The 5,119-nt window shown below is 62.6% G+C and carries 1 protein-coding gene and 1 pseudogene; both read left to right on the top strand.

All coding sequences use genetic code 11. The annotated features are described in order from the left end of the window. A pseudogene (locus EOA85_RS27090) lies at positions 1–1,667 on the top strand (DNA-directed RNA polymerase subunit beta); the annotation flags it as partial. 130 nt (positions 1,668–1,797) lie between these two features. Next, the coding region (rpoC, locus tag EOA85_RS27085; RefSeq protein ID WP_127211816.1) for a DNA-directed RNA polymerase subunit beta' at positions 1,798–5,119 on the top strand (3,322 nt) is incomplete at its 3' end.

Here is a 5,119-nt window from a genome sequence, read left to right as displayed (position 1 = left end):
CGATCCTCTTGTCCGAGCGCATCGTCGCCGACGACGTCTTCACCTCGATCCATATCGAGGAGTTCGAGGTCATGGCGCGCGACACCAAGCTCGGGCCGGAGGAGATCACGCGCGACATTCCCAACGTCTCGGAAGAAGCGCTGAAGAACCTCGACGAGGCCGGCATCGTCTATATCGGTGCGGAAGTGCAGCCGGGCGACATCCTGGTCGGCAAGATCACACCGAAGGGCGAAAGCCCGATGACGCCGGAAGAAAAGCTTCTGCGCGCCATCTTTGGCGAAAAGGCATCGGACGTGCGCGACACCTCGATGCGCATGCCGCCCGGAACCTTCGGCACCGTCGTCGAAGTGCGCGTCTTCAATCGCCACGGTGTGGAGAAGGACGAGCGCGCCATGGCGATCGAACGCGAGGAGATCGAACGCCTCGCCAAGGACCGCGACGACGAGCAGGCGATCCTCGACCGTAACGTCTATTCGCGCCTGTCCGACGTTCTCGTCGGCAAGGACGCGATTGCCGGGCCGAAGGGCTTCAAGAAGGGCTCGAAGCTGTCGAAGGATACGCTCGACGAGTATCCGCGTTCGCAGTGGTGGCAGTTTGCGGTGGAGAACGAAAAGCTCCAGAGCGAACTGGAAGCCCTGCGTGGCCAGTACGACGATTCCAAGAAGGCGCTCGAACAGCGCTTCATGGACAAGGTCGAGAAGGTCCAGCGCGGCGACGAGATGCCTCCCGGCGTCATGAAGATGGTCAAGGTCTTCGTGGCCGTAAAGCGCAAGATGCAGCCCGGCGACAAGATGGCCGGCCGGCACGGCAACAAGGGTGTCGTGTCGCGGATCGTTCCGGTCGAGGACATGCCGTTCCTCGAGGACGGCACGCATGCCGATATCGTGCTCAACCCGCTGGGTGTGCCGAGCCGCATGAATGTCGGCCAGATCCTGGAGACGCATTTGGGCTGGGCTTGCGCCGGAATGGGCAGGAAGATCGGCGAGCTGATCGACGCGTACAAGACAGGCGGCGACATCAAGCCGCTGCGCAAGACACTCGAGAGCTTCATGCCGGCGAACGACCGCAACGAGCCGATCCGCGACTATGACGACGAGAGCGTCGTTCGCCTCAGCGAGCAGATGCGCCGCGGCGTCTCCATCGCGACACCGGTGTTCGACGGCGCGCACGAGGCCGACATCAACATCATGCTGGAGCAGGCGGGCCTGCACACCAGCGGTCAGTCGCAGCTATATGACGGACGCACCGGCGAGCCGTTCGATCGCAAAGTGACGATGGGCTACATATATATGCTCAAGCTTCACCACCTTGTGGACGACAAGATCCACGCGCGTTCGATCGGGCCGTACTCGCTCGTTACCCAGCAGCCGCTGGGCGGCAAGGCGCAGTTCGGTGGCCAGCGCTTCGGCGAGATGGAGGTCTGGGCGCTCGAAGCGTACGGCGCCGCCTACACGCTGCAGGAGATGCTGACGGTGAAGTCGGATGACGTTGCCGGCCGCACCAAGGTCTACGAGGCGATCGTCAGAGGCGACGACACGTTCGAGGCCGGCATCCCAGAGAGCTTCAACGTTCTCGTCAAGGAAATGCGGTCTCTGGGCCTCAATGTCGAGCTGGAGAACACCAAGCTGGACGACAGCCCGGTTCGGCTGCCCGACGCGGCCGAGTGAGCAAGACGTCCGGTCGCGGCTTCCGCGACCGGACGCACGAAATTCTTCGGCCGATGGCCGATCAAGTCGGCGGGCGTTTGGCCCGCGCTAGATGCAAGGGGTTTTCGAGGACCCCGAAAAGGAGAACGGCATGAACCAAGAGGTCATGAATCTCTTCAATCCCCAGGCGCCTGCGCAGGTGTTCGATTCCATCCGGATCTCGCTCGCCAGCCCTGAGAAGATTCTGTCCTGGTCGTTCGGCGAGATCAAGAAGCCGGAGACCATCAACTACCGCACCTTCAAGCCGGAGCGTGACGGCCTCTTCTGCGCGCGCATTTTCGGTCCGATCAAGGACTACGAGTGCCTGTGCGGGAAGTACAAGCGCATGAAGTACAAGGGCGTCATCTGCGAGAAGTGCGGCGTCGAAGTCACGCTGTCGCGCGTCCGCCGCGAGCGCATGGGCCATATCGAACTGGCCGCGCCCGTCGCCCATATCTGGTTCCTGAAGTCGCTGCCGTCGCGTATCGGCACGCTGCTCGACATGACGCTGAAGGACATCGAGCGCGTTCTCTACTTCGAGAACTACATCGTCACCGAGCCCGGCCTCACCGCGCTGAAGGAGCACCAGCTCCTCAGCGAGGAAGAGTACATGATGGCCGTCGACGAATATGGCGAAGATAGCTTCACCGCCATGATCGGCGCCGAGGCCATCCACGACCTTCTGGCCGGCATGGACCTGGAAAAGATCGCCGGCGACCTGCGTTCGGAGCTGGCTTCGACCACGTCCGAGCTCAAGCAGAAGAAGTATCTGAAGCGGCTCAAGGTGGTCGAGAACTTCATGGAGTCCGGCAACCGTCCGGAATGGATGATCATGAAGGTGGTACCGGTGATCCCGCCGGACCTGCGCCCGCTGGTTCCGCTGGACGGCGGCCGCTTCGCCACGTCCGATCTCAACGATCTCTATCGCCGCGTCATCAACCGCAACAACCGCCTGAAGCGGCTGATCGAGCTGCGTGCGCCCGGCATCATCGTGCGCAATGAAAAGCGAATGCTGCAGGAAGCCGTTGACGCGCTGTTCGACAACGGCCGTCGCGGCCGTGTCATCACCGGCGCCAACAAGCGTCCGCTGAAGTCGCTGTCGGACATGCTCAAGGGCAAGCAAGGCCGGTTCCGCCAGAACCTGCTCGGCAAGCGCGTCGATTATTCCGGCCGCTCGGTCATCGTCACCGGTCCGGAGCTCAAGCTACACCAGTGCGGCCTGCCGAAGAAGATGGCGCTCGAACTGTTCAAGCCCTTCATCTATGCCCGTCTCGACGCCAAGGGTTATTCCTCGACCGTCAAGCAGGCGAAGAAGCTGGTCGAGAAGGAGCGTCCGGAGGTCTGGGATATCCTCGACGAGGTCATTCGCGAGCATCCGGTGCTCTTGAACCGTGCGCCGACTCTGCACCGCCTCGGCATCCAGGCGTTCGAGCCGATCCTGATCGAAGGCAAGGCTATCCAGCTTCACCCGCTGGTCTGCACGGCTTTCAACGCCGACTTCGACGGCGACCAGATGGCGGTTCACGTGCCGCTGTCGCTGGAAGCGCAGCTCGAAGCCCGCGTGCTGATGATGTCGACCAACAACATCCTGCACCCGGCTTCGGGCGCGCCGATCATCGTGCCGTCGCAGGACATGGTTCTGGGTCTCTACTATCTCTCGATCGTCAACCAGAACGAGCCGGGCGAGGGCATGGTGTTTGCCGATATGGGCGAACTCCAGCACGCGCTCGAGACCAAGGCGGTGACGTTGCATTCCAAGATCAAGGGCCGCTTCCGCACGGTCGATGCGGACGGCAAGGTAGTGTCGAAGATTTACGACACCACGCCCGGCCGGATGATCATTGGCGAGCTTCTGCCGAAGAACGTCAACGTGCCGTACGAGACCGCCAACCAGGAGATGACCAAGAAGAACATCTCCAAGATGATCGACACCGTCTACCGCCATTGCGGTCAGAAGGAGACGGTCATTTTCTGCGACCGCATCATGGCCCTCGGCTTCAGCCACGCCTGCCGCGCCGGCATTTCGTTCGGCAAGGACGACATGCTGATCCCGGATGCCAAGATCAAGCTGGTCTCCGACACCGAGGCTTTGGCCAAGGAATACGAGCAGCAGTACAATGACGGGCTGATCACGCAGGGCGAGAAGTACAACAAGGTCGTCGACGCCTGGGCCAAGTGCTCGGAAAAGGTCGCGGACGAGATGATGGCCCGCATCAAGGCGGTCGAGTTCGAGGATAATGGCCGTCAAAAGCCGATGAACTCGATTTACATGATGTCGCACTCCGGTGCGCGCGGCTCGCCCACCCAGATGCGCCAGCTTGCCGGTATGCGCGGCCTGATGGCCAAGCCTAGCGGTGAAATCATCGAGACGCCGATCATCTCGAACTTCAAGGAAGGCCTGACCGTGCTCGAGTACTTCAACTCGACCCACGGCGCCCGTAAGGGTCTGGCCGACACCGCCTTGAAGACGGCGAACTCGGGTTACCTCACCCGTCGTCTGGTCGACGTGGCGCAGGACTGCATCGTCAACTCCGTCGACTGCGGCACCGATAAAGGCCTCACCATGCAGCCGATCGTCGATGCCGGCCAGGTCGTCGCTTCCGTCGGCCAGCGCGTTCTCGGCCGCACGGCGCTCGACGACATCACTCATCCGGTCACGGGTGAGGTTTTGGTCAAGGCCGGAACGCTGATGGACGAACGCGACGTCGAGCAGATCGAACAGGCCGGCGTCCAGTCGGTCCGCATCCGCTCGGCGCTGACCTGCGACGTCAGGGTCGGTGTATGCGCGGTCTGCTACGGACGCGATCTGGCCCGCGGCACCCCGGTCAACCAGGGCGAGGCTGTCGGCGTCATCGCGGCGCAGTCGATCGGCGAGCCGGGCACCCAGCTCACCATGCGTACCTTCCACATGGGCGGTACGGCGCAGGTGGTGGACTCGTCGTTCCTTGAAGCCTCGTATGAGGGCAAGGTCGAGATCCGCAACCGCAACGTGGTGCGCAACTCCGACGGCCAGCAGATGGTCATGGGCCGCAACATGGCGGTGCTGATCCTCGACGAGGCCGGCAAGGAGCGCGCCACGCACCGTGTCACCTATGGTTCGCGCATCTTCGTGGACGATGGCGACAAGGTGAAGCGCGGCCAGCGCATCGCCGAGTGGGATCCCTATACCCGCCCGGTCCTCACCGAAATCGAGGGCAAGGTGGCGTTCGAGGATCTGGTCGATGGCATTTCCGTCCAGGAAACGGCCGACGAATCGACCGGCATCACCAAGCGCGAGGTCATCGACTGGCGTTCGACGCCACGCGGCAACGATCTCAAGCCGGCGATCGTCGTCCAGGACACCAAGGGCAAGGTCGGCAAACTGTCGAAGGGCGGCGACGCTCGCTTCCTGCTCTCGGTCGAGGCCATTCTTTCGGTCGAGCCGGGTGCACAGG

It is taken from the genome of Mesorhizobium sp. M5C.F.Ca.IN.020.29.1.1 (assembly GCF_003997375.1).
GTDB lineage: Bacteria > Pseudomonadota > Alphaproteobacteria > Rhizobiales > Rhizobiaceae > Mesorhizobium > Mesorhizobium wenxiniae.
Note: the sequence above shows the minus strand (reverse complement) of the source record. Positions and strands in the feature narration are given on the sequence as shown.